This is a genomic window from Cupriavidus sp. WS (assembly GCF_000395345.1).
GTDB classification, from domain to species: domain Bacteria; phylum Pseudomonadota; class Gammaproteobacteria; order Burkholderiales; family Burkholderiaceae; genus Cupriavidus; species Cupriavidus basilensis_B.
Map to the genome: position 1 here is coordinate 1 of NZ_AQPL01000193.1, position 24,624 is coordinate 24,624.

At 67.4% G+C, this 24,624-nt stretch carries 25 protein-coding genes; 8 read left to right on the top strand and 17 right to left on the bottom strand.

Annotated features, from left to right (window positions below; translation table 11 throughout):
* Nucleotides 1-11: 11 nt before the first annotated feature.
* The 4 genes from K206_RS0116040 to K206_RS0116055 all read right to left on the bottom strand — a co-directional run bounded on the left by K206_RS0116040 (nt 12) and on the right by K206_RS0116055 (nt 3,867).
* A complete protein-coding gene (locus tag K206_RS0116040; RefSeq protein ID WP_020203408.1) occupies nt 12-800 on the bottom strand; it encodes a helix-turn-helix domain-containing protein in 789 nt (262 codons plus the stop codon).
* A gap of 211 nt (nt 801-1,011) precedes the next feature.
* Complete coding sequence (locus K206_RS0116045) at nt 1,012-1,905, bottom strand: oxidoreductase (protein ID WP_020203409.1); 894 nt, start codon at nt 1,903-1,905, stop codon at nt 1,012-1,014.
* Nucleotides 1,906-2,127: 222 nt separating this feature from the next.
* The gene (locus tag K206_RS0116050; protein WP_020203410.1) at nt 2,128-3,537 is read right to left on the bottom strand and encodes an MFS transporter; all 1,410 of its coding nucleotides are present in this window, start codon (nt 3,535-3,537) and stop codon (nt 2,128-2,130) included.
* Nucleotides 3,538-3,549: 12 nt separating this feature from the next.
* Nucleotides 3,550-3,867 (bottom strand): EthD family reductase, encoded by a 318-nt coding sequence (locus K206_RS0116055; RefSeq protein WP_020203411.1) that lies wholly within the window; start codon nt 3,865-3,867, stop codon nt 3,550-3,552.
* A gap of 153 nt (nt 3,868-4,020) precedes the next feature.
* On the opposite strand from K206_RS0116055, the gene K206_RS0116060 reads away from it, so the two are divergent.
* On the top strand, nt 4,021-4,890 hold the full coding sequence (locus K206_RS0116060) for a LysR family transcriptional regulator (protein ID WP_020203412.1): 870 nt from the start codon (nt 4,021-4,023) through the stop codon (nt 4,888-4,890).
* An 11-nt stretch (nt 4,891-4,901) separates the two neighbouring features.
* Here the strand turns inward: K206_RS0116060 and K206_RS0116065 are convergent, their stop codons facing one another.
* Nucleotides 4,902-5,870, bottom strand: coding sequence for a LysR family transcriptional regulator (locus tag K206_RS0116065; RefSeq protein ID WP_052165889.1), 969 nt, complete (start codon nt 5,868-5,870; stop codon nt 4,902-4,904).
* A 250-nt stretch (nt 5,871-6,120) separates the two neighbouring features.
* Here K206_RS0116065 and K206_RS0116070 point away from each other — a divergent pair, with 250 nt between their 5' ends.
* The gene (locus tag K206_RS0116070) at nt 6,121-7,113 is read left to right on the top strand and encodes a hypothetical protein (protein ID WP_052165890.1); all 993 of its coding nucleotides are present in this window, start codon (nt 6,121-6,123) and stop codon (nt 7,111-7,113) included.
* Nucleotides 7,114-7,243: 130 nt separating this feature from the next.
* On the opposite strand, the gene K206_RS0116075 is transcribed toward K206_RS0116070, so the two are convergent.
* Nucleotides 7,244-7,561, bottom strand: coding sequence for a hypothetical protein (locus K206_RS0116075; protein ID WP_020203415.1), 318 nt, complete (start codon nt 7,559-7,561; stop codon nt 7,244-7,246).
* Between the two features lie 134 nt (nt 7,562-7,695).
* Nucleotides 7,696-8,064, bottom strand: coding sequence for a cytochrome c family protein (locus K206_RS0116080; RefSeq protein WP_043366780.1), 369 nt, complete (start codon nt 8,062-8,064; stop codon nt 7,696-7,698).
* Nucleotides 8,065-8,236: 172 nt separating this feature from the next.
* Here K206_RS0116080 and K206_RS0116085 point away from each other — a divergent pair, with 172 nt between their 5' ends.
* Complete coding sequence (locus K206_RS0116085) at nt 8,237-9,298, top strand: NAD(P)-dependent alcohol dehydrogenase (protein ID WP_020203417.1); 1,062 nt, start codon at nt 8,237-8,239, stop codon at nt 9,296-9,298.
* Nucleotides 9,299-9,370: 72 nt separating this feature from the next.
* On the opposite strand, the gene K206_RS0116090 is transcribed toward K206_RS0116085, so the two are convergent.
* The 6 genes from K206_RS0116090 to K206_RS0116110 form a co-directional block, all read right to left on the bottom strand.
* A complete protein-coding gene (locus K206_RS0116090) occupies nt 9,371-10,183 on the bottom strand; it encodes an ABC transporter permease (protein ID WP_231401617.1) in 813 nt (270 codons plus the stop codon).
* Nucleotide 10,184: 1 nt separating this feature from the next.
* Nucleotides 10,185-10,955: an ATP-binding cassette domain-containing protein gene (locus K206_RS0116095; protein WP_020423805.1), complete on the bottom strand. Its 771-nt coding sequence runs from the start codon at nt 10,953-10,955 to the stop codon at nt 10,185-10,187.
* Nucleotides 10,956-11,185: 230 nt separating this feature from the next.
* The gene (locus K206_RS42870; RefSeq protein ID WP_155888096.1) at nt 11,186-11,731 is read right to left on the bottom strand and encodes a hypothetical protein; all 546 of its coding nucleotides are present in this window, start codon (nt 11,729-11,731) and stop codon (nt 11,186-11,188) included.
* A 21-nt stretch (nt 11,732-11,752) separates the two neighbouring features.
* On the bottom strand, nt 11,753-12,190 hold the full coding sequence (locus K206_RS42875) for a hypothetical protein (RefSeq protein WP_155888097.1): 438 nt from the start codon (nt 12,188-12,190) through the stop codon (nt 11,753-11,755).
* Nucleotides 12,190-13,197, bottom strand: coding sequence for a M35 family metallo-endopeptidase (locus K206_RS0116105; protein WP_020203421.1), 1,008 nt, complete (start codon nt 13,195-13,197; stop codon nt 12,190-12,192). The genes K206_RS42875 and K206_RS0116105 overlap by 1 nt, the downstream gene beginning before the upstream one ends.
* A gap of 63 nt (nt 13,198-13,260) precedes the next feature.
* Nucleotides 13,261-13,959, bottom strand: a complete 699-nt coding sequence (locus K206_RS0116110) for a hypothetical protein (RefSeq protein ID WP_020203422.1) — start codon at nt 13,957-13,959, stop codon at nt 13,261-13,263.
* Nucleotides 13,960-14,340: 381 nt separating this feature from the next.
* Between K206_RS0116110 and K206_RS0116115 the strand changes: the two genes are divergently transcribed.
* Nucleotides 14,341-15,669: a PD-(D/E)XK nuclease family protein gene (locus K206_RS0116115; protein WP_020203423.1), complete on the top strand. Its 1,329-nt coding sequence runs from the start codon at nt 14,341-14,343 to the stop codon at nt 15,667-15,669.
* Between the two features lie 55 nt (nt 15,670-15,724).
* Here K206_RS0116115 and pstS read toward each other — a convergent pair whose 3' ends face one another.
* Nucleotides 15,725-16,810, bottom strand: coding sequence for a phosphate ABC transporter substrate-binding protein PstS (pstS, locus tag K206_RS0116120; RefSeq protein ID WP_020203424.1), 1,086 nt, complete (start codon nt 16,808-16,810; stop codon nt 15,725-15,727).
* A 73-nt stretch (nt 16,811-16,883) separates the two neighbouring features.
* Between pstS and K206_RS0116125 the strand changes: the two genes are divergently transcribed.
* Entirely contained in the window at nt 16,884-17,666 is a 783-nt protein-coding gene (locus tag K206_RS0116125) for a transporter (RefSeq protein WP_020203425.1), read from the top strand.
* 148 nt (nt 17,667-17,814) lie between these two features.
* Here the strand turns inward: K206_RS0116125 and K206_RS0116130 are convergent, their stop codons facing one another.
* A complete protein-coding gene (locus K206_RS0116130; RefSeq protein ID WP_020203426.1) occupies nt 17,815-18,768 on the bottom strand; it encodes a LysR substrate-binding domain-containing protein in 954 nt (317 codons plus the stop codon).
* Between the two features lie 142 nt (nt 18,769-18,910).
* Here K206_RS0116130 and K206_RS0116135 point away from each other — a divergent pair, with 142 nt between their 5' ends.
* Both K206_RS0116135 and K206_RS0116140 read left to right on the top strand, forming a co-directional pair.
* The gene (locus tag K206_RS0116135; RefSeq protein WP_020203427.1) at nt 18,911-20,143 is read left to right on the top strand and encodes an alpha-hydroxy acid oxidase; all 1,233 of its coding nucleotides are present in this window, start codon (nt 18,911-18,913) and stop codon (nt 20,141-20,143) included.
* A 42-nt stretch (nt 20,144-20,185) separates the two neighbouring features.
* On the top strand, nt 20,186-21,172 hold the full coding sequence (locus tag K206_RS0116140; protein WP_020203428.1) for a tripartite tricarboxylate transporter substrate binding protein: 987 nt from the start codon (nt 20,186-20,188) through the stop codon (nt 21,170-21,172).
* Nucleotides 21,173-21,247: 75 nt separating this feature from the next.
* Here K206_RS0116140 and K206_RS0116145 read toward each other — a convergent pair whose 3' ends face one another.
* The gene (locus tag K206_RS0116145; RefSeq protein ID WP_020203429.1) at nt 21,248-21,814 is read right to left on the bottom strand and encodes a TetR family transcriptional regulator; all 567 of its coding nucleotides are present in this window, start codon (nt 21,812-21,814) and stop codon (nt 21,248-21,250) included.
* Between the two features lie 78 nt (nt 21,815-21,892).
* Between K206_RS0116145 and K206_RS0116150 the strand changes: the two genes are divergently transcribed.
* Nucleotides 21,893-22,786 carry an SDR family oxidoreductase gene (locus tag K206_RS0116150; RefSeq protein ID WP_020203430.1) on the top strand — a complete coding sequence of 298 codons (894 nt, stop codon included), beginning with the start codon at nt 21,893-21,895 and terminating at the stop codon, nt 22,784-22,786.
* Between the two features lie 141 nt (nt 22,787-22,927).
* Here the strand turns inward: K206_RS0116150 and K206_RS0116155 are convergent, their stop codons facing one another.
* Nucleotides 22,928-24,607: an ABC-F family ATP-binding cassette domain-containing protein gene (locus tag K206_RS0116155; protein ID WP_020203431.1), complete on the bottom strand. Its 1,680-nt coding sequence runs from the start codon at nt 24,605-24,607 to the stop codon at nt 22,928-22,930.
* Nucleotides 24,608-24,624: the final 17 nt, after the last annotated feature.

Genomic DNA, 24,624 nt, shown 5'->3' on the forward strand with positions numbered 1-24,624 from the left:
CCCGCCGGCGCTCAGCCGCCGCCCGACGCGCGCAACAGCCGGGTCAGATGACCGCTGCTGGCAAAGCCGAGCTGCTCGCTCACGCGCGCCAGCGGGCGGCCTTCCGCCAGCAGCGCGCGCGCATGCGCGGCCAGCACGCGCCGCCGGATGGCGACCGGGCTGGCGCCGAACTCGGCCTGGCACGCGCGCTGGAGCTGCCGCACCGACACGCCCAGCGCCGCCGCGGCCGCGTCGATCGACGGCAGCGCGCCGTCGCGCTCCAGCGCCGCGGTGAAGCGCCTCGCCATGCGCAGCGCCAGCGAGGCCGGCGCCACCGGCGCCGCCAGCGGCCGGCTCGACATCAGTTGCGCCACGATGGCGCGCACCAGCCAGGCCGAACTGGCCGGCGCGAGCACGGGAGACAGCAGCGCCTCCAGCATGGCGACGGTCGCCCCATCGAGGTGGACCGCGCCGAACATGCTGAACGCGCGCAGGTGCTCGGGCGCGAGGTAAAGCTCGCCATGCTGCTGCCGGCCGGCCTCGGCCACCGTCAGGTGCGTGGTGTGCGCGGGCAGCAGCACCGCGTCGCCGCGCACCAGCCGGGCGGTGACGGCAAGCGTGTCGCCGCCGCCGTGCACGCCGGTACGGCCCGCGTGCGGTTCCCACACGCTCTTGAGCCGCCCCATGCGCGGCCACAGCAGCATGCCGCAGTCGTGCGTGTGCCACTCGCGCCGGAAATCCGCCTGGCGGCTGTCGTGCAGCGCGAAGCCGTGCGTGGCGGTCAGGTGGAGCTTGGGGGAAAGATGCGCGGGAGCGGGCATGGCGTGCGGGGCTCGGACGGGAAAACGGCCTGGATGGATCATACCCCGAGGCCGGCCCGGCGGACTTGCCGCGCCGGTGCCGGCGCAAACCCGGCATGCCGGGGAGTCCGCTTCCCGCCGCCGATGCCGCCGCCGATGCCGGCGGCCACGCGCGTAAACAAAAAAAAGCGCCGCGGCCCACGGGCAACGGCGCATGGCGGCCATGCGGCAATCAGCCGCGCGCGTCGTCGTGGTCGGTGGACATGGCCACGTCTTCCCAGCGCGCCAGTTCGTCCTCGACGAAGCGGTTGGTCTCGCGGATCTTGCTCACGGTGTCGGAGCCCAGCGGCAGCCGCAGCGGCGGCTCGGCGCTGTCGGCCAGTCGCAGGATCGCCGCCGACAGCTTGTGCGGGTCGCCCGGCTGCTTGTGGTTGGCGGCGGCCATCATCGTGCGCATGGCGCCCACCGTGTCGGCATAGGCGTCGATCTGGCGCGCCGTCGACACCATCGAGGTCGACTCCAGGAAGTCGGTGCGGAAGAAGCCCGGCTCGACCACGGTCGCGTGGATGCCCAGCGGGGCCAGCTCCTGGCGCAGCGCCTCGGTGATGCCTTCCAGCGCGAACTTGGTGGCGCCGTACACGCCCCAGCCGGCATACGAGGCATAACCGCCGATCGACGAGATATTGATGACGTGGCCGCTGCCCTGCGCGCGCATGGCGGGCAGCACCGCGCGCGTGACGCTCAGCAGGCCGAACACGTTGGTGTCGAACTGGCGGCGCGTTTCCACGTCGCTGGCTTCCTCGACCGCGCCGAGCAGGCCATAACCGGCGTTGTTGACCAGCACGTCGATGCGGCCGAAGCGCGCCACGGCCTCCTGCGCGGCGGCAATCGCGTCGGCCTCGCTGGTGACGTCGAGCCGTGCCGCCAGCAGGTCGGGATGCTCGCCGAGCACCGCGATGACGGCTTCGGGATTGCGCGCGGTGGCGACCACGCGGTCGCCACGGTCCAGCGCGTCGCGCGCGATCAGCGCGCCGAAGCCGCGCGAGGCGCCGGTGATGAACCAGACCTTGGCGGGCTGGCGGGTGGACTGGGTGTGCGTATGCGTGTGCGTGCGGGACTGCGACATGATCGATCTCCTTCGGGTTGGGTTCCGGTTGCGGCTGTCTTCGTGACGTACCGCGGCTTTGGAGTCTTCATGGTAGGAGCCAGTCCATTGGCAAACTAGATAGCGCTTGTTTGTCTTTTTAACAACTTCCTGTTGTGAATTGCGCGCGCGGCCCGACAGCCGGAAAAACAGGAAAGGCGGCGTGCGGAGCCGGCCCGCTTCATGCAAAGGATTCTTGATCTTTCACGTTTCCTGGCGCTTCCAGCTCAGTCCGGCGGCCAGTGCCAGCGCCGCGCCCACGGCCAATGAGGCCACGGCAAAGCCGAGCCGCACGTCCCGGGCGCTTGCCCCATCGGGCGCGATCGAGATGAATAGTCCGCCGATCATGGCGACGCTTACCGCGGCGCTGATCTGCAAGGTGGCGGTCACCAGGCCCGAAGCCAGCCCCGCCCAGCGGGTTTCGACATGGTCCACGTTCAATCGCACCAGCGCAGGCAGAGCGATGCCTTGTCCGGCGCCGATCAGAAACAAGGGCAACGCGAGCCAGGATGGCGCGCCGGCGCAAGCCAGCGCCGCGACCATGGCCAGACCGAGCACCTCCAGGATCATGCCGGCCGCGGCGGTGCGGGACCCCATCCGCCGGGCGATGCGCGGGCCGCACAGTGGCCCGAGAAAGAAGCCGATGCCGAGCGGCAGGATGGCCAGGCCGGCTGCCAGTGCATCGTGGCCCAGACCGGCCTGTTCGTACACGGCGAACACCAGGAAGAACGCGGCGAGCGAATAGAAGAAGAATGTCGATGCCAGGCTGCGCCGCAACCCGCTCACGGCCAAGAGCGAGGGCAGCACAAGAGGCGTCCCGCCGGCGAGCTCCTGTGCCTTTTCGTACCGCCAGAAGGCCCACAACAACGGCGTGCTCAGGATCAGCAGCGCCAGGCACCACCACGGCCAGTGGTGCTCCCGCCCTTCGATGAGCGGTACCACAAGGGCCAGCAGGCCAGCCGCCAGCAGCAATGCCCCCGGCACGTCCAGGCGGGCCGAGCGCCCGGCTCTGCTTTCACGCAGAAGCACCAATGCCGCCGGAACGGCAAACACGATGATGGGAAGGTTGATCAGAAAGACGCTGCGCCACCCCAGGCCCCATGGACTGGCCGAAACCAGCACGCCGCCCAGCAGTTGACCGCCCACGGAAGCCAGGCCGAATGTCGCGCCATATAGGCTGAGCGCGCGATTCTTCTCGCTTGCCGGAAAGATGGCGTGTATTGATGCCAACGATTGTGGTGCCATGATCGCCGCGGAGATCCCTTGCAGCAGCCGGCCGACGACGAGCATGCCCGGTGACGGCGCCAGGCCACACCATGCCGAAGCGATGCCAAAGCCGACCATGCCGCCTGCGAATACGCGCTTTCGGCCATACAGATCACCTAAGCGACCGCCCAGGATCAGCGTGACGGCATAGGCCGCGGCATACACCGAGATCACCAGTTGCGAGACATCCGACGATGCTTGCAGGCCCGTCCGCATGGCGGGGAGCGCCACGTTGACGATGAAGAAGTCCAGGGGCGGCAAGAGCGTGCCGGTCAGCAGGACAACCAGGGCGAGCCAGCGGCGGGTGTCAGGGGCCGCTGCCTCGGGGGCCCGGGTCAACGTAGTCATGACGTGCGCGCCTTAAAGTGCAACCGCTCGAACACGCAGCGGGGCGATGGCGGTGAAGCGCGGCACATCGGCCATCACGGCGGAGACTTCGGGTGACGCAAATGCGGCTTCAAGCGCCGCTTCATCCCGGAAGACGCATTCACAGAGGGCAAGCGTTCCTGCCTGCGCGGCCGCGGGAAAGAATGCGTTCAGGCTGAGCAAGCCGTACTGTTTCCACGCCGTCATGACCAGCGGCAGGTGAACCGCAACGTAGTGGTCACGATCAAAACGATCTTGCGGTGTGCCCTGATAGGTCACATAGACAACAACATGGGAAGCTTCGGTGTTCATGGCTTGAGGTTCCAGATACGACCGCCCCCGGAATAGGCGCGCAGTCGGTCCGTGGGGGACATTGATGACGGGGCCATGATGGCACCCACAGTATTGTCCGTGGACTGCCATTTCTGTATATTTCACGTACATTTTTGAACGGATGTGCATCACATGGAATGGAACGACGTCCGCATCTTCCTGGCGGTAGCGCGCGGGGGATCCTTTGGCGAGGCCGCCCGGAGGCTGGACGTAAGCCATCCGACGGTGGGCCGCCGCATCAAGGTGCTCGAGGATGAAGCCCAGCAACCGCTCTTTCGCCGGACCAAGGACGGGCTGGTGCTGACGGATGCCGGTGACACCGTGCTGGCGCTGGCGGAATCCATGGAGGATTCCGCGCTGTCCATGGAAAGGCGCCTGGCCGGCAACCACGAGCGCCTCGAAGGCATCCTGCGGATTTCGTCGGCGGACTGGTTTGCCGGCCATGTCCTGGCTCCCGTCCTGGTCGAGTTGACGCGCCGTCATCCCGCTGTCGTGCCGGAGGTCATCGCGAGCTATCGATTGCTCGACCTTTCACGCCGCGAGACCGACGTGGCCTTCCGAATCGTGCCGTTCAGCGAACCGGATATTGTCCAGCGCCGTCTGATGCGAATGTCATACGGTCTCTATGCCTCGGCCGAAACCGCGCGGGCATTGCAGAACGACCCGGCATCCGTCGGGGTCATTCTCATGAATACCGCACAATCGCACTTTCCCGACGTGGCCTGGGTACTGGACCGGTTCCCGCTTTGCCGGCGCGTCTTCACAAGCACGAGCCGGACGGTCCAGGCACAGATGTGCCTGAGAGGCATGGGCATTGCGGTGCTGCCAAGGCCGGTTGGCGATGCCGTCTCCGGATTGCGGCGCATCGAGACGCCGGAGCCGCCACCGGCGCGGGATATATGGGTGGGCTATCACCACGACCTGCGGCACATGGAACGCTTGCGGGCGATGCTGGATATCGCCGGCAGGATGCTGTCGGATTCCGCGACCGCAGCGCACTGAGTTGCATCCCTTCAAGGCGATGTCCGCGCCTTCTCGCGCGACAGTTCCGCCACCGCCGCCACGCCCGCCAGATGCAGCAGCGCCTGCTCGGCGCCCCGGCTCGCCGCCGCCACGAAATCGACGAAGCGCCGCACCCGCACCGGCATGTGGCTGCGATGCGGGTAGTACATGTAGAGCCCCACGCTGTTGCTCGTGAGCGCCGGCAGGATCGGCACGAGGCGGCCGGACTTGATGTCGGCGTGCACCGCGTAGGCCGCCAGCTGGCCGATGCCGATGCCCGCGCGCACCGCCTCGACCTCGGCCTCCACGTCGTTGAACGTCACCACCGCCGGCAGCTCCTCGTAGACCAGGTCGCCCTTGAGCGCGATCTCCCACGGCACCAGGCGGCCCGTGACCGGGCGGCGGAATCCGGTGCACTGGTGGCGCCGCAGTTCCTCCAGGCTCTTCGGCTCGCCGTGCCGCGCCAGGTAGTCCGGCGCGGCGCAGATCAGCAGCGGCAGGTCGCACAGGCGGCGCGCCACCAGGTTGGGCCCGGGGCTGGTGCCGGCGCGGAAACCCACGTCGATGCGCGCCTCGACCAGATCGGTGAACAGGTCGCTGAGCACCACGTCGAAGGTCACTTCGGGGTATTCCTCGCGGAAGGCCTTCACCAGCGGCACCAGCACGCGGCTGCCCACCGAGGGCGGCGCGGCCAGGCGGATCAGCCCGTCGCTCTCGCGCCTGCTGGCGCGCACCTGCTCGAGCGCCTCGTCCAGCTGCCGCATGCCCGGGTCGGCCAGCGCGAACAGGCGCGCGCCCTCCGTGGTCAGGCTCAGCTTGCGCGTGGTGCGGTGCAGGAGCCGCACGCCCAGTTCCTGCTCGAGCGTGCGCACCGCCTTGCTCACCGCCTGCGGCGTCACGCCCGCGTCGACGGCGGCCTGGTGAAAGCTCCTGGCTCTTACCACGCCGAGAAACAGGGTCAGTACGCGCGCTTTGTCCATGATCGGCAACGTCGGGTTGGGAAAGCGGCAAGGATAGTACGTCCCACGCACGTGCGGTGCGCCGGTTGCGCAGCCGACACAGCCCGCGCGCGGGCGGCGCGCGCGCGCCGCGGGCGCTTTGTGCGGCACCCCACAAACACGGGTCCGGCCTGCTTGTAGGCTCACTTCTCGCCGCCAGCGCGCCGGCGCGGCAGGGAGGCCGCGCGCGCGGCCAATCCCCGGAAAACACAAAACCGGACGGGAGCGGGACATGCTGCAGGAAGCGTTGCGGGAGGCGTTGCGAGAGGCGTTGCGGGAGGCGATGGAGCGGGCTAGGCAGATCCGGCGCAGCGAACGGTTCAAGTATGCGCTGGCCACCTTCAGCCGGCTGGCGCTGCACGCCCGGCAGCGCCTGAACCCGGGCGTGTTCGCCATCGACATCCACGAGAACTCCGGTTTCTTCTCCGTGCTGCAGATGGTCCTGTTCATCCTGATGTACTGCGAGGAAAAAGGCCTGGTCCCGCGCATCTCCGCGCACGGCCCGATCTACGGCGACCCGGACGGCAGGATCGACTGGTTCTCGACCTTCTTCGAAACCGTGCGGCCGCCGCCGGACGCCGCGCCGGCGCGCAAGGTCAGGACGTCGCGCGTCCACGACCTCGTGCAACTGGGCCTGCGCGGGCGCTACGAAGCCCGGCTCGAACTCAAGAGCGCCAGCGCCCTGTTCCAGGCGCACTACCGGCCCGCGGCCTTCATCCGCGATGAAGTCGACGCGCTGTGCGCCACGCTCGGCATCGGCGAGACCACGCTCGGCGTGCATTTCCGCGGCACCGACAAGCGCCACGAAGCGGAATCCATGAGCTGGGAGGCGTTCTGCCAGGTGGTGGCGTCGACGCTGGCGGAGAACCCGCGCCTGACCAGTCTTTTCGTGTCCAGCGACGAGGCGGCGTTTCTCGATTTCTTCGCCGCGTGGCCGTTCGGCAAGCCCGTGCGCGTGGCGCCGTCGAAACTGCTCGCCGACGGCAGCATGCCGATTCATTTCCGGGGTTACGCCGGCCTGGAAATCGGCCGCGAGGCGCTGGTCTCCAGCCTGCTGCTGTCGCGCTGCGGGTTTCTCGTGAAGACGCCGTCCTACCTGTCGGCGTGGTCCAAGATATTCAACCCGGCGCTGCCGGTCAGGCTGGCATCGCCGCCGCGCCCCGATGCGTTCTGGTTTCCGGACAGCCAGTTGTGGGCCGAGAACGGCATGGCGCCGGCGGCGTGAGCGGCGCGGCGGCGCCCGCCTTCGTCATGGCGGCATCGTGCCGCGCGCGGCGCAAAGCAAAACGCCCCGAATGGCATCCGGGGCCATCGGGACGTTTCCGGCCGGCGCCGCCGGGGCAGGCGCCGCGCGCTTACTTGTCGGTGCCGACCGCCGGCGCCTTCTTGTGGCTGCGAGTCTTCCCATGCGCTTTCGTCATCTTCGAGTCGGTCAGCGCGGAAGCGGTGCTCTGCCTGGCCCCCTGGGTATAGGGGTCGAACTTGTCGTTGGCCCGCGCCGTGTCCGGCACGTAGCCATCCTTGTTCGTCACACGCTGCGGGTCCGGCACGTAGCCGTCCTTGTTGGTGCTGCGCATGTTGTAGTCATAGCGGTCGGCCGGATTCGCCGGGCCGGCGGCATGGACGATACCTGGAACGAGAACGGCAATTGCCAGCGCGATAGCGATTTTCATAGGTCACTCCTTCCAATCGAGGTCCGCGGCCCCTCGCGCTAACCCGGCGCAGTGGCCTCCGTCTGACAGCGTAGCTGCCGGCACGGCAAAGTTCCAGTACGGTTTTTGCTTTCGGCCCGGGCGCCGCGCCCGCGCTACGGATTGGCATGCAGGTAGGCCAGCAGGTCCGCGATCTGCCGCTCGCTGCCGAGCCCCCAGAAACGCATCCTGGTGCCGGGCACGACCTTGCCCGGCGACGAAACGAACGCCGCCAATGTCTTCTCGGACCAGACAATGCCCGACTGCTTCATGGCGGCAGAGTATTGATAATCGCTCGTGCTGCCGGCAACGCGGCCGAAGATGCCATTGAGCTGCGGCCCGAACCCGCCGCGCGCCGACGGCCCGACGCTGTGGCACGACGCGCATTTCGAGGTGAAGATATTGCTGCCGGCCTGCGCGTCCCCGGCGGCATGCGCCGCGGCGTGAAACGCGAAGGCCAGGATCAATACTGTGGATTTTTTCATTGTGGCCGGGCAGCCGCGCCGGACGGCGCAGAGGCAGCCGGGCGGGGAGAGAAATTGTCGAACAGCACGGATTGTGCAGGATTATTGGACAGCCTATGCCAATCTTCCAGATTGAACCCGCGCGAGCCGCGCACTATTGTGTGGGTTCCCTGAACTACCCGCCCATATCGCCATGTTCGAAGTCCGCGGCTACGCCGTCCATAACGCCGAGTCTCCCCTCGTCCCGTTCCGCTTCCATCGCCGTGACGTGGGCAGCCACGACGTGCGGATCGAGATCCTCTACAGCGGCATCTGCCACTCCGACCTGCACCAGGCCCGCAACCACTGGAGCAACTCGCTCTACCCGATGGTCCCCGGCCACGAGATCGTGGGCCGCGTGGCCGAGGTCGGCAGCGCCGTGACCGGCCTGCGGGTCGGCGACTACGCCGGCGTGGGCTGCATGGTCGATTCCTGCCGCGCCTGCGCGGCCTGCCGTGCCGACCTCGAGCAATACTGCGAGCAAGGCGCCACGCTGACCTACAACGACAAGGAACGCGGCAGCGACCAGCTGACCTTCGGCGGCTACGCCGAGCAGATCGTGGTCGAGCAGCGCTTCGTGGTGAAGGTCTCCCCCAAGCTCGACCTCAAGGCCGTGGCGCCGCTGCTGTGCGCCGGCATCACCACCTACTCCCCGCTGCGCCACTGGAAGGTCGGCCCCGGCCAGAAGGTCGGCGTGATCGGCCTCGGCGGCCTCGGCCACATGGGCATCAAGTTCGCCAAGGCGCTCGGCGCGCACGTGACGATGATCACCACGTCCCCCGGGAAAGGCAAGGACGCCACCCGCCTCGGCGCCGACGCGGTGCTGCTCTCGCGCGACGCCGACGACATGGCCCGCCACGCCCGCAGCTTCGACTTCCTGCTCAACACCATCCCGACCGGCCACGACCTCAACCCCTACGCCGCGCTGCTCAAGCTCGACGGCACGATGGTGCTGGTGGGCGTGCTGACCGACATCGAGCCGCTGGCCGGCATCAGCCTGATCGGCGGGCGCAAGTCCATCGCCGGCTCCGCCATCGGCGGCATGGCCGAGACGCAGGAGATGCTGGATTTCTGCGCCGAGCACAACATCGTCAGCGACATCGAGATGGTGCCGATCCAGGCCGTCAACGAGGCTTACGAGCGGCTGGAAAAGAACGACGTGAAATACCGCTTCGTGATCGACATGGCGTCGCTGAAGGAAGAAGCCGCCGCCTGACCCGCGGCACTGGCGGCGGCATGCGGGGCAACGCAAGCGTTGCCCCGCATGCCGCCCTCCCCGCCGCGCGGCCTAGCGCACGATCTGCGGATAGATCCGGGTGCTGACCGCCACCATGCCAAGCAGCGTGACCCCGAGCACGGCCCCGTCCACCGCGAGGCCGATGCCGCCGCCGGCAGCGCGCCCGGACAGCAGCAGCGTGCGCAACGCATCCACCTGGTAGGTCAGCGGATTCAGGTGCGAAATGACCTGCAGCGCGCGCGGCATCAGGGAAGTGGGATAGATCGCGTTGCTGGCGAAGAACAGCGGCATGGTCAGCAATTGCCCCACGCCCATGAAACGCTCGCGCGTCTTCACCAGGCAGGCGATGATCAGCGAGAACGTGGAAAACACCGCCGCGCCGAGCAGCACGAACACCACCAGCCCCGCCAGCGACAACGGGTCCCACTGCATCTTGACGCCGAGCAGCGCGGCCAGCCCCATGACCACCACGGCCTGCACCAGCGCGCGCACGCCGCCGCCCAGCGCCTTGCCCAGCACCAGCGCGGCGCGCGGCGTCGGGCTGGCGAGAAACTTGTGCACGATGCCCAGGTCGCGTTCCCAGATGATGGAAATGCCGTTGAAGATGGCGATGAACAGCACGCTCTGCGCCAGGATGCCCGGCACCAGGAAATCCAGGTAAGGCACGCCGCCGGTATCGATCACGCGGCCGTGGCTCATGACCTGCCCGAATATCAGCAGCCACAGCGCGGGCTGCACCGCGCGCGTCACCAGTTCCGTGGGGTCGTGCCAGAGCTTGCGCACCTCCATGTCGGCAATGGCGAAGGTCTTGGCAACGAAGGCCACCACCGGCCAGGGCCTGCCGGCGTCGCGTTGCGGCAGCACGTCAGGCAAGGCGGTTGGCGGAGCGGCGGGTCTGAGAGGTTTCATCGTAGGCACCTTGCTGGGCAGCGTCCGCGCTGGTGTAGTGTTCGAAAACGTCTTCAAAGCTGGCATGCGCGCCGACGACAGCCTTGAGTTCCGCGGGCGAGCCGATCGCGGCGATCGTGCCGTGATTCATGATCCCGACCCGGTCGCACAGCCGCTCCGCCTCTTCCAGGTAGTGCGTGGTCAGCAGGATGGCGCTGCCGAACTCCGCCTGCAGCTTCTCCAGCTGCTCCCACACGGAGATGCGCGCCACCGGGTCCAGCCCGACGGTGGGCTCGTCGAGGAAAAGCACCCGCGGCCGGTGCAGCGTGGATTGCGCGATCTCCAGGCGCCGGATCATGCCGCCGGAATAGGTCTTGACCAGCTTGTGCCCCACGTCGGCGAGATCCATGAACGCGAGCGCATCCTGGATGCGCTTCTCGCGCTGCGCGCGCGGGATGTCGTAGAGCTTGGCGAACACCAGCAGGTTCTCGAAACCCGACAGGTCGCCATCCGCCGACAAGGCCTGCGGCACATAGCCGATGATGCGCCGCACGGACGCCGCCTCCCGCACGATGTCGAAGCCGCCCACCGACGCCGTGCCTCCGCTGGGCGGCAGCAAGGTCGTCAGCATCTTGATCAAGGTCGTCTTGCCCGCCCCGTTGCGGCCCAGCAGGCAAAAGACCTCGCCCGCCTCGATGGACAGCGTCAGGCCGCCGACCGCCGTCATGCTGCCGAAACGGCGGACCAACGCATGGGTTTCGATGATAGGCTGGGACATCGGTCTCCCTCGGGCAGGACTGGCGGGCACGGATGAACGGGCGCGGCCGTCCCGCATGCTGTCGTTGCCGGGCCGGCCGCCGATCTGCTCAATCTATACGCCGCCCGCCGGGGCCCCTTGATGTGGGTCAAGGTCGCTTCGCGGGCTGCTGCGAGCCATGTCATCCCGCGGCGGCGGGGACATACAGGATGGACCGGACGCTAGCGCGCTTCGCCGCCCGCGGCGGCCATGCCGCTGTCCGTGGGCATGGGCATGGGCATGGGCAGGCCGGTGAATTCAACCTTGTGGGTTTCCATGCTGCAACAGGCATGGGGGCAGGCAGCGACGATACTGACATTCACTGCGCGGGCGACTTCCGGCCTGGCAGGGTCGTCCAGAAGGGATTTCCGCGCGCTCGACTCAATCCTTTCCGGATTGAATCCCCGGTCGAGAAAGAAGCGACGAACCGTCTCGGCCCGCGCTCTGATAAGTGACACACCTCCTGCTTCACCCCCGACCCGATAAGCATCGACAAGGAAATAGTCGTAGTTCGGGTAGTTGACCCGCTGCTCCGCAAGCCATGTTCCCAGTTTAAGCGCCGCGCCGGCGGTCAGCATGTGTGAATGCTTGGGAAACCGCAGGTACACATCAGGAAAACCCGGACTGCATGCATACGTTGTGCCGGTCGACAAGCTCATTGCCAGAATGGCTCGCCTGAGCCATTGCCTATGCCGACGCATCGGCCCGCGGCTCTTTTTCTTGGACATCAGTTCTCCAGTTGATTGATTTCATTTCGATGGTTGCGGCCCGGGACAGCACGGATGCGGACAACGCGGATCGACGGAGATATAAGCGGTGTTCGCCAGCCGCCGCGCTTCGGCATTCGGGGGGGCGTCGTAGCCGTAGTTCTTGATCTCCGCATCCAGAATGTCCGACTCCTTGACACCAAAATTCAACAGCAACCGCTTCAAGTCCTGCGCCCTGATCTTTGCCAGATGGGCCGATATGCCAACTCGTGGATTTTTCTGAACCGAAATGGAATACGTACCGTCATTGGGGAAGGACCGTCTCGCCATCCCCCTCCAGTCAGCCATGCGGCGAATTTCGCTGGCCGAAAGAGTGATCCGCTGGCCCTCATAGAGAGGCTCGTACTCAACATATGGCGGATGGCAAGCGAAAGCAGACCAAGTTGATATCAACGGGATTAAACCCAGTAAATATTTCATCAAGGCCTCCATACCGGAACGTTGCCGGTCCAGTTAGGAATATTTGCCACATAGTACGAAATATTATCTGCATTGTTTATGCAGAATTCATCTCGTGCGACTGCCTTCTCCATCGATATTCGGATACTTGACCAAGTGTCCCTGCTATCCATCGCCAATGGAAAATGTGATATCTCATGTATCAGAATGGTAAGTTTTGACTCTTTATTGAACGGGACACCATGAATACTGTTTGCTTCGGCATCGGTTCGGCAAAATATATCCCCGATAAAAATCATATATGTTCCATCGGGCTTACAGACGGAGGCCGTTGGTGGCAACTCATCCTCCCTCGCACGCGGCACACACCCCACCCGCGCCAGCCCCGCCACCGTATAGCGCTCATAGTTCCTGTCGGTCAGCCCGCGCATGATCTGCCGCATGCGCGCCATCCCGCCACGCAGCCGCTCCCGCGTATCCTCGCGCGCATTGCCGAACCAGAGCCTGACCTTGTCCTGGTCCGCGGTGTTCCACCGTTCCAGTTCGGCCAGCCGGTCGCCCAGCAGCCGCACGGCCTTGTCGCGCAGCCGGTTCATGGTGGAGTAGAACTCCGCGTTGCTCATGTTCTGGCAGATCAGCGCCGGATCGTCCGCGGCCGTTTCCCGCGGCGCGCCTTCGGTCAGCTTGTTCGAAGCCGCCACGGGCGCGGCGGCGCTGCCCGCCGGCGGACGGATGCCGCCGCGGTTCACCTCGATGGTGAAATCGTCCTGCGAGGCAATGACGACCGGCTTGTCCGCGCACTTGCAGTTCACGCGCGCGCCTTCGACCAGGACCTGCGTGCCCATCACGCTGAACGACGGCTGGCAGTCGTTGGTGACGACGCCGCTGCCCTGGCATGCCGGGCAGGTGGCGATGTCGCCCTCGACGCCGAGCCGCACGCCGTGGTGCGTCATCGCGCCGGTGCCGATCAGCGTGCCGTTGCTGCTGGTGCGGTCGCCGTTGCGGAGCGCTCGTCGCATGTCCATCATCAGAAGACCTCTCGCGGTTGGATGGGTTGGCGCGGTGACGGCCGTCGCCGCGCGATGCGGCGCTCAGGCGGTCGCCTTGACACCGGGGCCGCCACGGAACACCGCGATGGGCACGAAGTGCCATTGCGCGGCTTCAGGGTCGTAGAGGGCGACCTGGTCGACTTCCGCGCCGACCGGCACGACGCCCGGCATGCGCTGTATGGCCAGCCCCACGGCCTGGTGCCGCTGCTGTTCCGTCCAGGTTTCCAGCAGGCCGTGCGAGTCCGCGTGCGCGAACAGCCCGGCGTGTTCGCGCAGGCGCTCGTACCTGGCCATGCCTTCGGGGCCGATCTCCAGATCGATGGCGTCGAGCCGCGTCTGCGGGATGTCCTCGGTCTGCATCATGCAGACGCTGGCGAGAGCGCCCTTGCGCCGGACCACGATGCGGCCGTCGCTCGCGGCCCAGCCGCAATGCAGGTTGAGATGGAGCTTGCCGCCGCCGTGCCGGATCAGCGGGCGCGGATCGAAGGTGGCCGCGCGCACCACGTGATACGGCTTGCCGGGGCCGGACATGAATGCGGCATCCAGCAGGGCGTCGAAGGGCGAGATGTGCACGGACAGCGCGTCGCCGGAGTCGGCGTCGCCCTCCTCCACGAATTCGCACAATGCGTTGCACCAGTTCGGCTCGCCTTCCCTGGGCGCGTAGTTGACCAGCAGGAACAGCTCCGGCGTGGTGTGCAGGACATGCCCGCAGGGGCGGGATGGCGGGTTCGGTTGCGCCATTTGAGTACACCTCCTTTGAGTGACATTGGAGTGACTCAACATATACCCAGTATCGGGCGCGAAATAAATGGGAAATTTCTGTTTTTGCGCTCTCCGCCGCGCAAGATTGACCGCGCCGGGGTCCGGCGGGCCGTGTGCCGCCTTCGGGACGGCGCCTTTCCGGGCCGGCTGTGCCGCGCCGGCAGCCAGCGGACGCGGTGCCGCGGCCCCTCCGAAGAGGCAGGCCGAAACGCTCAAGCTTTGCCGGATTTCTCCGATAGCATCTCATCGCGCGCAAGGCCGCCCGCGCCGGGCCATCGACGCAAGGCGAGGCGAGGCGAGGCGGTCCACCAACCACCGGGCATCAGGACACCGGCCAAGACACCGAGGACACAAGTACAAGTGGAACCAACCGATCTGTATGCATTCCTGCGAGACACCAACCTCGTGGAGCTGATCGAGCAGAACAAGACGACCGACGACCTCTTCGACGTCATCAAGCTCACCGAGAACCAGCACTCCGATACGCTGGCGTGGTGCATGAACCCGAACGAGGGCCACTCCCAGGGCGATGCCGTCATCAAGGATTTTCTCGAGGCCGGTTATGCCGCCAGCGTGGATCCCATCTGGGACAACAAGCGGTTCTTCGAGAAATGGACACCGGGCAGGATCCGCACGAGCAGTTTCGGCGCCGCGTTCGTTACCCGCGAATTCAGCGTCGAGGTGGACAACGGCACGAAGAAAGGCCGGCTCGACCTGTTCCTGATCGACCCGCAGAACAAGATGCTCATCACGATCGAGAACAAGGCCGGCGCGAACCTGACCGCCGAGCAGCTGGAGAGGTACGTCAAGGCGGTCAAGGCCGAAGTCTCGTCGCGCCCGGTCTTCTCCGACTACGACCAGGCCTTTATCGTGCTCGACCGCGACCTGAAGGACTATCCGGAAGACGCCATCGAATCGCTCGGGAAACGATGGACGCTGCTCGACTACAGCTGGCTCGAAGCCTCGGCGAAACGCGCGCGGTTCCAACTGGCGCGCGACAAGAACGCCGCGCAGCTGCTGGTTGCGTACTGCCAGAAGCAGACGGAATGGGAGAGCCCGGCGGAGCAGCGCATCTCCGAACTCGCCGCCGACCTCGCGCTCGCCCATCCGCAGGTGGTCGAAGCCATGCGCGAAGTGCGCAAGGAGTCCGTCCTCGACTGGAAACCGAAGTCACTCGAAGGCGCCATCGGCGAACTGCGGCTCTTCCAGGCGCAGTATCCCCAGGTCTGCGAGCAGCTCACCGGCATCCAGGGCGTGGCCACCATCGTCCAGCAACTGGTGAGGAGCATGCCCTCGCTGAACCAGGACCTGATCGAAACCGGCAGGACCTGGTTCAACGCCACGCCCGCGCAGACCGTGGATCTGCTGCGCGACGGCGACGATGCTTTCTGGCCGGTCTACATCAACGTGTATCGCGACGCCAGGGCCTCCCGCCCGGACGCGCCGAAGTTCAACCTTCGCCTGGTCTGGGCACGGGGCGAATTCAATGCCGCGATCTGCGACGAGCCGGAACTGCGCGCCCACTTCCAGACGCTCTTTCCCGGCCTGAAGAAATTCGCCGCCTCCGACATTCGCCGCCTGGTCATCAAGAAACACCTGTCCCAGGCCGATGCGGTCAAGGAGTCGAGGAAGCTGCTGGAATCCATCAGCGACCAGATCAGGAGCCGGCCCGTTCTTGCTGCCGACTGAACGAGGGTTCCCTGCCTGCGCTGCGGCGCCCTTCGACACCCCCTGGCGACGCCCCCTAGCGATGCTCCGGCCGGTGCGACGAAGCGCGGCGCGTCCAGACGGCCCCGCCGGACGCGCTCCTGACCTGATCCGCCCACACGCTGTCGATCAGGTCGAGCGCCGGCGCCGGCAGCGGAACGTAGTCGAGGTCGATCGCGAAGCGCTGGCCATCGTGCAGCGCCCAGTCGAAGAATTTCAGGACTTCGAGGCTTCGCGCGGGCTGATCGGCCGCGGTGCGCAGCAGAATGAACGTGCCGCCGGCAATGGGCCAGCTCGCCGCGCCGGCCTGGTCGATCAGGAGCTGATACAGATCCGCGGAGCGCCGCCATTGCGCCGCCCGTGCCGCCGCCTCGAACGAAGCCTCGCCCGGCTGCACGAATGCGCCATCGCGATTGCGCACGGATGCGGTGGTGAGGTTGTGCTCCCGGGCGTAGGCGTATTCGACATAGCCGATCGATGACTTCGTGCGCTGCACCGACGACGCCACGCCCTCGTTGCCCGCGCCCGTCACCCCGGTCGGCCATGCGAGCACCTTGTCCGCGCCGACCTTTGCGCGCCATTCCGCGCTCGACCGCGACAGGAACTCGGACCAGAGGAAGGTGGTGCCGGACGCATCGGACCGGTGCACGACCGTAATGAAGGTGCTGGGCAGATGCAGCCCGGGATTCAGCGCCGAAATGGCGGGGTCGTTCCATTTCGTGATCTTGCCGAGGTAGATCTCCGCCAGGACCTGCCCGCTCAGCCGCAGCTCCCCGGACTTGATGCCGCCGACGTTCATGACCGGCACCACGCCGCCGATCACGGCGGGAAACTGCATGGCACCCGCCCGCTGCAGTTCCTCCTCGGCAAGCGGCACGTCCGACGCGCCGAAGTCCACCATCCCGTGCCCGACAAGATCGATGCCCGCGCCGGAGCCGACAGCTTCATAGCGGATGTCGACGCCCGTGGCGCGCTTGTACTCCGCGGCCCACTTCGCATAGATGGGATAGGGAAACGTCGCGCCGGCCCCGCGCAGGACCACGTCGGCGGCGAATGACGGCCGGTGCGCCGTCAGTGCCAGGGCGGCCACCAGCAGCAGGATCAGGTGAGCAACACGATTCATGACTTCCCCCGGCGTCGCGCAAGCGTCACAAGCGATGGCTACAGTGATTGCGTGGAATGGGATCATAGATCGAATGCCGCAACGAGCAGATGACAGTCCGCGCCCGACGCAGCGGAGGCAACCGGCCGCCTGGATAGCGGCTGCGGCGCTGGCGGCCGCGCCCCCGGCATTCGGCGCGCACCCGCTGGAGGCCGAGGACACGAGCACCCAGGGCAAGGGCAATATCGAGCTCGAGAACGGCATGTCGTGGCTGCGCGCCGAGGGCGCGACGGTGTTCACGTATCAGCCGCAGATCTCATATGGCCTGACCCCGACCCTGGACCTGATCGTCCAGCCGTCCTGGATACGCGGGTTCGATCCGGATGGCGCGCGAACCCGGGGGCTGGGCGACACGAACATCGACGCGAAATGGCGCTTCCATGGCAGCGCCCCCTGGGCGTTCGGGACGAGGCTGGGCGTGACGGCGCCAACCAGCCAGCATGGCCTCGGGCTGCCTCACGACAAGGTGTCCGCGCACGCGCTGATGCTTGCCACCTACGATGCCGCGCCCTTCACGTTTCACGGCAATGTCGGGCTCGCGCGCAACCCGGAGGAAAGCGGGGCGAGAACGTGGGAAAAGCGAGTGGCCGCGGCAGTCATGTGGGCAGCCAACGAGCACCTGATCCTGACGGCGGAAGCCGTGGCCGTCACCGACCCAAACCCCGCGAGCGGAGCCTGGCCGGTGACACTGCTGGCCGGCGTCATCTATACGGTGTTTCCGGGCCTGGATCTGGACATCGGCTATCAGTCCACCGTGCGGGCGAAGGTGCCATCGCGGGAATGGCTGATCGGGATTACCTATCGGTTTGCGCCTTAGCGCCTGCCTGCAGATTCCCCGCAGCGAAGATTCCCCGCGGATGGGGTTCAACGCTCCGATATGGAAAAAAGCACATCGAGAGCGGCAGCCAAACAGGCGGCCAAGACCTGGCGGCATCCGCGCGATCCGGCGGACGCCGGGCAGACCGCTATTGCCCGATCTCGCCATTCGCCCCGGGCCAGCGCCCGCTGCGCGCCAGTTCGCGCGCGACCTCCACAAGCACCACGCGCGCGCCAAGCGCGGCCGTCGACAATTCGTCGTCGGGCAGGCTGGCCAGCAGGCTGGTGCGATGCATCGCGTCGTCGCGCAGGCGAATGGCGCGCAAGCCATCGGCGCCCGACGTGCCGCCATGCGGAATGCCCACGCGGGCCAGCAGCGAGCCGGGCTGAATCGTGGCGCCCACGCCAGCTCGCACCACATCCATCAGCGTGCCGGCGCCATCGACTTCGAGCACGACATTCGGCATGCCGCCAACTTCGCGAAACGCATCGAGCACGAGATTGCGCAGCGTGTGGGTGCCGCTCGGGAGAATCAGCGGCAGATCGCCCAGTTCCGCCACCGAGGCTTCGTCGGCGTCGGGCATGCCCGGAAGACCGGCGCTGCCAAGCAGGAACAGGTGCTCGTCCAGCAGCGGCACCACGGTCCAGCGGCGCGCGGCATCGGCCTGGAATACGATGGCCAGATCGAGCTGGCGCGAATTGAGCAGCGCTTCGAGATTGCCGGCCAGGCCCTCCACGATCCGCAGGCGCACGGCGGGATAGCGCGCGCGCATGGCGGTGACGAAGGGCAGCGCCAGCATCGCCGCGGTGGTGCCGGCCAGGCCGATGCTGACCAGCCCCGACAGCCGCCCCTGCTGTGCCGCGCTGGCTGCCGCCTCGACCTGGCGCAGGATCAGTTGCGCATGCCGGAAAAAATCGAGGCCGGCGTCGGTGGGAAACACGCCGGTCGAGCGCCGCTGCAGCAGGCGCGTGGACAGTTCCCCCTCCAGCCGGCTGATCTGCTGGCTCAGTGTGGAGGTTGCCAGATCGAGTTCGATCGCGGCGCGTCCCATGCTGTTCAACTCGACGACACGCACGAAATAGCGAAGCTGGCGCAGTTCCATCTGGATATAGGGGGGCGGGGGGTGTTCAAGTATACCGAACACCCGTTCAGCCAAGGCTCATGCCGGTTCCCGGTGCGCCATATAGACTCGCGCCAATGTCCTGTCCCCAGAAAGATTTTCCGATGAGCCACGGAGTTTCCGCATGACCGCGAGCGCCCAGCCGCGCGCCGCGCAGCCGGCGTCCAGTTCCGCCGATACGCAACGGCGCCGCGTCGATACCCGCTTTCGCGGCATTCTTTCCCTCGACGATTTCGAGCGGGCCGCGCGGCGGCGCCTGCCGCGCCCGATCTTCGGCTATGTCAGCGGCGGCGTGGAAGACGGCCTGTCGCTCGACGACAACCGGCGGGCATTCGCCGAATATGGCCTGCTGCCGCGCTTTCTGGCGGGCGTGGCCGGACGTTCGGCACAGGCCACGCTGTTCGGCCGCACCTATGCGTCGCCGTTCGGCATCGCGCCGATGGGCATCGTGGCGCTGTCCGGGTATCGCGGCGATATCGCATTGGCCAGCGCCGCCGCCGGCGCCGGCATTCCCATGATCATCAGCGGATCGTCGCTGATTCCACTGGAAACCATTGCCGCCGCGGGCGACCGGCCGTGGTTCCAGATCTACCTGCCGCCCGATCTCGCGCGTACCGATGCGCTGCTCGATCGCGTGGCCCGCGCGAAGATCGAGACGCTGGTCGTCACCGTGGACGTCGCGGTGCCCGGCAACCGCGAGAACAACCTGCGTACCGGCTTCTCCACGCCGCTGCGCCCCACGCCGCGGCTCGCCTGGGACGGGCTGACCCGGCCACGATGGCTGCTTGGCACCTTCGCGCGCACGCTGGTCCGTCACGGCATGCCGCATTTCGAGAACTCGTTCGCCACGCGCGGCGCGCCCATCATGTCCCGCAATGTGGAGCGGGAATTCAGCGGACGCGCGCATCTGGACTGGAGCGTGATCCGCCATATCCGCGCCCGCTGGCAAGGGCCGCTGGTGATCAAGGGACTGCTCGATCCGGCCGACGTGCGATGCGCGATCGAAGCCGGCGCCGACGGCATCATCGCCTCCAATCACGGCGGACGCCAGCTCGACAGCGCGGTCTCGCCGCTGCGCACGCTGCCGGCGATGGTCGATGCCGCGGGCGGCCGGCCGGTGATGCTCGATGGCGGCATCCGGCGCGGCACCGACGTGATGAAGGCGCTGGCGCTGGGCGCGCGCTTCGTGTTCGTGGGCCGGCCGTTCAACTACGCAACCGCGTTCGGCGGACACGACGGTGTGGCCTACGCGATCCGCATTCTGCACGACGAGGTGGTGCGCACGATGGGCGCGCTCGGCATCAACGCGCTCGCGCAGATGACACCGGACCGGCTGGTACCGGTACCCCCGCGCTGAATTCCGCGACGACATAAAACATAAACACATACGGAGACAAAGATGGATCGACGACGTTTTCTCGCCACGGCCGGCACGCTGCCCTGGGCCGTGCCGCTGCTGCGCCCCGGATTGAGCGAGGCCGCCACCGGCTATCCGAACCGCGCGATTACCTACGTGGCGCCCTACCCGGCCGGCACCACCACCGACTTCGTGGCCCGCGCGGTCGCCCAGGCGCTCGCGGCCGAAGTTGGCCAGCCCGTGGTGGTAGACAACCGCGGCGGAGCCGGCGGCACGATCGGCAGCGGCCTCGTCGCGCATGCCAAGCCCGATGGCTACACGCTGCTGCAGGGCTCGACCAGCACCCACGGCATCAATCCCACGCTGTATTCGAAGCTGCCCTACGATGCCGAGAAAAGCTTCGAGCCGATCGGCCTGATCGCCTCGTCGCCGCTGATCCTGATCGTCAATCCGCAGTTGCCGGCACGCACGGCGCAGGAGTTGATCGCGCTGGCGCGCGCCAGGCCCGGCACGCTGCGCTACGGGTCGGCCGGCAACGGCTCCTCGCAGCACCTGGGCGGCCAGCTGTTCGAATCGAAGGCCAATGTCGACCTGATGCACGTGCCTTACAAGGGCGGCTCGGCGGCCATGACCGACCTGCTCGGCGGACAGATCGACATGATGTTCGAGATCTTCCCCACCGCCCTGCCCCATATGCAAAGCGGCCGCCTGCGCGCGCTCGGCGTGACCTCGCTGAAGCGCATGCCGCAGCTGCCCGAGCTGGCCACGCTGGCGGAGTCCGGCGTGCCGGGGTATGAGATGGCGACCTGGCACGGCATGCTGGCGCCGGCGGGCACGCCGCGCGACATCGTCGTCGCGCTGAACCAGTCGCTGGCCAGGGCGCTGGCCACGCCGGCACTGCAGGCGCGCTTTGCGGCGGCCGGCCTGCAGGCCGCGCCCGCCTCGCCCGAGGACTTCGGGCGCTTCATCCACGCCGAGGTCCGGCGCTGGTCCGGCATCGTGAAGGCATCGGGCGCACGCATCGAGTAAGCGGGCGCGCGCCGCGCACGCGCGCGAACTGGCCGACCGGCGAGCGCCGCGGTGCTCGGCTCGCAAGCGGGCCGGTCAGCCCGCCACGAGCGCTCTCAGCCGCGCCAGCGATTCATTCACGATCTCGCCATAGCCGCGCCGCTCCGACTCGCCGACCCACTGCGCGAACGCGATCCGAAAGACGGCGATGCCCGCCTCGGCCGCGAGGGTCGCGTCCGGCTCGCCGACACCGCGCTCGCGCAGCGCCTGCGCGAGCGCCGCGGACAGCCTCGCCAGCTTGCTCAGCTCGCGCTCGCGCAGGTCCGCGTTGGCCGCGATCACCGTGCTGCGCAGGCGGGCGAACGGGCGGCGCTCGTCATCGAAGAAATCGCCGGCCTTGGTCAAGGCGGCGGCGACCGCATCCAGCGCCGAAGCCTCGGCCGGCGCCTGGGCCAGCGCCTCGGCCATCGACTGCTGAAGACGCTCGGAGCCATTGAAAAGCACTTCGCGCTTGTCGGCGAAGTAGCGAAAAAACGTGCGCGCGGTCAGCCCCGCGCGCTCCGCGATGGCTGCCACGGTCGTCTGCTCGTAGCCGATCTCACCGAACAGTTCGATGGCCGCGGCACGGAAGCGGCTCTCGGCATCGGGCTCCCAGCGACCCATGTCCCCTCTCTTGTGTTGACACAAAGTGACATCATAAGTCTATACTGATGTCACTTAATGACATCAAGGAGCCCTACCATGCGAATTCTCGTCACCGGCGCCTCGGGCTGGATCGGCTCGGCCAGCGTCAAGGAACTCATCTCCGCGGGGCATCACGTCCTCGGCCTCGCCCGCAACGACGAGTCCGCCGCCAGGATCGCCGGGCTGGGTGCCGAGGTGGTGCGCGGCAGCCTGGACGACCTCGCCAGCCTGCGCGGCGCGGCGGCGCTGGCCGAAGGCGTCGTGCACCTCGGCTACAACCACGACTTCTCGCAGATGGCGGCCGCGGCGCAGACCGACCGCGCGGCCATCGACGCGTTCGCCGACGTGCTGCAAGGCACGGGTGGTCCGCTGCTGGTCGCCTCGGGCTCGCTGGGGCTGGCCCCGGGCCGCGTCGGCACCGAGACAGACATGCCGGACGCCGGAGTCCACCCGCGCATCGCCAACGCGGCCCACGCGCTCGGCCTGGCCGGGCGCGGCATCCGCTCCATGGTCGTGCGCTTCGCGCCGACGGTGCACGGCGCGGGCGGCGACCACGGATTCGTCGCGGTGCTGGCGCGCACCGCCCGCGAAAAACGCATCTCGGGCTACATCGGCGAAGGGCAAAACCGCTGGCCGGCGGTGAACCGGCTCGATGCCGGCAAGCTCGTGCAACTCGCGATCGACAAGGCAGCGCCGGGCAGCGTGCTGCACGCCGTCGCCGAAGAAGGCGTCGCCACGCGCGACATCGCCACGGCGCTGGGCCAGTTCCTGGACGTGCCGGTGGCATCGATTCCCGCCGAACACGCGCAGCAGCACTTCGGCTGGCTGGGCATGTTCTTCGGCGCCGACGCCCCGGCCTCCAGCGCGCGCACGCGGTCGCTGCTGGGCTGGGAGCCGACGCACGCGACGCTGCTGGAAGACATCGCGGCCGGGCACTATCCCGGAAAGTGAGTGAGTGAGTGCTTGAGCGGGCGCGCGGCGCCGTCGTCGCCAGCCGGGGCCGGCACCGCTCGCCCCGTCGCCGCCCCTCGATCTCGCCAGCGCCGGCCATGCACCGCCTGACAAAGGGGCGCGGCCGTTTGCTCAGTCCTTCTACGGCTTCTGCAAGGGCGCCGCGGCGGCCTGCTCGCGCATGCGACGGGCTTCGTCGCGCAGGAACTGCTGGTAATCGTCCAGATCGCCGTCGAAGGGCTCGACGCCGCCCTTGGTGACCAGCCAGAACTCGTCGCATACGGCGCGCAGCAGGGCACGGTCGTGACTGACCAGCATCACCGTGCCTTCGAATTCGTTGAGCGCCATGCCCAGCGCTTCGCGCGTGGCCAGGTCGAGGTGGTTGGTCGGCTCGTCGAGCAGCAGCAAGTTGGGGCGCTGCCACACGATCATGCACAGCACGAGCCGCGCCTTTTCGCCGCCGCTCATCGTGCTGACCGCCTGGTGGACCATGTCGCCGGTGAAGTTGAAGGTGCCCAGGAAGGTGCGAAGCGATTGCTCGGTGCCGCTCTGGCCGGGCGCGCGCATGTGCGCCGGCGTGTCCTTGGCAAGGCGGATCATGTGTTCCATCGGCGTGTCGAGCGGGCGCAGCACGTCAAGTTCCTGCTGCGCGAAGTAGCCGATGTTCAGGCCCTTGCCTTCGCTGATTTCGCCGGCAATCGGCGCCAGCGCGTGCGCCACCGTCTTCACCAGCGTGGACTTGCCCTGGCCGTTGGCGCCGAGAACGCCGATGCGCTGCCCGGCCAGCACGGAACGGTTGATGCCCCGCACGATGACCGTGGGCGGCGTGCCCGGCGGCGCGCCGGCCGGCGCCGGGTAGCCGAAGCTCGCGTCCAGCATCGACAGCAGCGGATTCGGGACGCTGAGCGGCTCCTTGAACTCGAAGCTGAACTCCGCGTCGGCAAGCACCGGCGCGATCTTCTCCATGCGTTCGAGCGCCTTGACCCGGCTCTGCGCCTGCTTCGCCTTCGAGGCCTTGGCCTTGAAGCGGTCGATGAACTTCTGCAGGTGGGCGATCTTGTCCTCCTGCCTGGCCATCGCCGCCTGCTGCAACACGAGCTGCTCGGCGCGCATGTCTTCGAACTTGCTGTAGTTGCCGCCATAGCGCACGAGCTTGGCGTTGTCGACATGCACCGTCACCTGCGTCACCGCGTCGAGGAATTCGCGGTCGTGGCTGATCACCACCAGGGTTCCCTGATAGCGCTTGAGCCACGCTTCCAGCCAGACCAGCGCGTCGAGGTCGAGGTGATTGGTCGGTTCGTCGAGCAGCAGCAGGTCGGACGGGCACATCAGCGCGCGCGCCAGCTGCAGCCGCATGCGCCAGCCGCCGGAGAAACTGTTGACCGGCTGGCCAAGCTGCTCGGCGCTGAAGCCCAGGCCCTGGATCAGCGCCTGGGCGCGTGCGGGGGCATCGTGCGCACCGGCATCGTGCAGGGCCATGTAGGCGTGCGCCATGCGCATGCCGTCGTCGCTGGCCTCGGCGGCGGCGACTTCGGCCTGCGCGGCCAGCAGCACGGTGTCACCCTCGACCACGAAGTCGGTCGCGCTCTGCTCGGTCTCCGGCATCTCCTGCGCGACCTGGCCCATCCTCCATGCAGCGGGAATCGAGAACTCGCCGCCATCTTCGTGCAGCGTGCCGTTGAGAAGAGCGAAAAAAGACGACTTGCCGGCGCCATTGCGGCCGACAAGCCCGATCTTCTCTCCGGGATTGAAGGTGGCGGACGCGCGGTCGAGTACGACATTGACGCCGCGGCGCAGCGTGACATTACGGACGGAGATCATAGGGGGCCACTTCGGAG

Bases quoted from the DNA above. Each gene is read 5' to 3' on its own strand.
- K206_RS0116040 (WP_020203408.1), bottom strand. From the start codon at position 800: ATGCCCGCTCCCGCGCATCTTTCCCCCAAGCTCCACCTGACCGCCACG.
- K206_RS0116130 (WP_020203426.1), bottom strand. From the start codon at position 18,768: ATGGAACTGCGCCAGCTTCGCTATTTCGTGCGTGTCGTCGAGTTGAAC.
- K206_RS0116045 (WP_020203409.1), bottom strand. From the start codon at position 1,905: ATGTCGCAGTCCCGCACGCACACGCATACGCACACCCAGTCCACCCGC.
- K206_RS42870 (WP_155888096.1), bottom strand. From the start codon at position 11,731: ATGTCCAAGAAAAAGAGCCGCGGGCCGATGCGTCGGCATAGGCAATGG.
- K206_RS0116135 (WP_020203427.1), top strand. From the start codon at position 18,911: ATGACCGCGAGCGCCCAGCCGCGCGCCGCGCAGCCGGCGTCCAGTTCC.
- K206_RS0116140 (WP_020203428.1), top strand. From the start codon at position 20,186: ATGGATCGACGACGTTTTCTCGCCACGGCCGGCACGCTGCCCTGGGCC.
- K206_RS0116055 (WP_020203411.1), bottom strand. From the start codon at position 3,867: ATGAACACCGAAGCTTCCCATGTTGTTGTCTATGTGACCTATCAGGGC.
- K206_RS0116085 (WP_020203417.1), top strand. From the start codon at position 8,237: ATGTTCGAAGTCCGCGGCTACGCCGTCCATAACGCCGAGTCTCCCCTC.
- K206_RS0116125 (WP_020203425.1), top strand. From the start codon at position 16,884: ATGCCGCAACGAGCAGATGACAGTCCGCGCCCGACGCAGCGGAGGCAA.
- K206_RS0116155 (WP_020203431.1), bottom strand. From the start codon at position 24,607: ATGATCTCCGTCCGTAATGTCACGCTGCGCCGCGGCGTCAATGTCGTA.
- K206_RS0116060 (WP_020203412.1), top strand. From the start codon at position 4,021: ATGGAATGGAACGACGTCCGCATCTTCCTGGCGGTAGCGCGCGGGGGA.
- K206_RS0116150 (WP_020203430.1), top strand. From the start codon at position 21,893: ATGCGAATTCTCGTCACCGGCGCCTCGGGCTGGATCGGCTCGGCCAGC.
- K206_RS0116145 (WP_020203429.1), bottom strand. From the start codon at position 21,814: ATGGGTCGCTGGGAGCCCGATGCCGAGAGCCGCTTCCGTGCCGCGGCC.
- K206_RS0116065 (WP_052165889.1), bottom strand. From the start codon at position 5,870: ATGGACAAAGCGCGCGTACTGACCCTGTTTCTCGGCGTGGTAAGAGCC.
- K206_RS0116075 (WP_020203415.1), bottom strand. From the start codon at position 7,561: ATGAAAATCGCTATCGCGCTGGCAATTGCCGTTCTCGTTCCAGGTATC.
- pstS (WP_020203424.1), bottom strand. From the start codon at position 16,810: ATGAATCGTGTTGCTCACCTGATCCTGCTGCTGGTGGCCGCCCTGGCA.
- K206_RS0116110 (WP_020203422.1), bottom strand. From the start codon at position 13,959: ATGGCGCAACCGAACCCGCCATCCCGCCCCTGCGGGCATGTCCTGCAC.
- K206_RS0116080 (WP_043366780.1), bottom strand. From the start codon at position 8,064: ATGAAAAAATCCACAGTATTGATCCTGGCCTTCGCGTTTCACGCCGCG.
- K206_RS0116070 (WP_052165890.1), top strand. From the start codon at position 6,121: ATGCTGCAGGAAGCGTTGCGGGAGGCGTTGCGAGAGGCGTTGCGGGAG.
- K206_RS0116050 (WP_020203410.1), bottom strand. From the start codon at position 3,537: ATGACTACGTTGACCCGGGCCCCCGAGGCAGCGGCCCCTGACACCCGC.
- K206_RS42875 (WP_155888097.1), bottom strand. From the start codon at position 12,190: ATGAAATATTTACTGGGTTTAATCCCGTTGATATCAACTTGGTCTGCT.
- K206_RS0116105 (WP_020203421.1), bottom strand. From the start codon at position 13,197: ATGATGGACATGCGACGAGCGCTCCGCAACGGCGACCGCACCAGCAGC.